This window comes from Acinetobacter calcoaceticus (genome assembly GCF_051947995.1).
Taxonomy (GTDB): domain Bacteria; phylum Pseudomonadota; class Gammaproteobacteria; order Pseudomonadales; family Moraxellaceae; genus Acinetobacter.
This window is the reverse complement of record NZ_JBLVVH010000030.1, coordinates 1-285: the sequence shown is the minus strand read 5'-3', so window position 1 is coordinate 285 and position 285 is coordinate 1. Positions and strand designations below refer to the sequence as shown.

The window sequence follows — 285 nt, the reverse complement described above, 5'->3', positions numbered from 1 at the left end:
GTGTAAATGACCTGACCAATAAAGGTTTGAACTTTGCTGGCAATGCGGGTAAAGATGTTCATCGTAAGTTGGGTGACAAGTTAAACATCGTGGGTGGAGCGGATGCTGCAACAGCAGAAGACAAGACCAGTGGTGAAAATGTCATTACCCGTACTACAGCAGATGGTATCAAGATTGAATTGTTGAAAGACGCGAAGTTCGACAGCGTAACGACTGGCGACAGCGTACTCAACAACAATGGCTTGACCATCAAAGATGGCCCAAGCATCACTAAAGATGGCATCA

General features: G+C 45.6%; 1 protein-coding gene. It reads left to right on the top strand.

Annotated elements, in window-relative coordinates; translation table 11 throughout:
- The coding region (locus ACNQO6_RS18420; protein ID WP_440209909.1) for a hypothetical protein at positions 1 to 285 on the top strand (285 nt) is incomplete at both ends.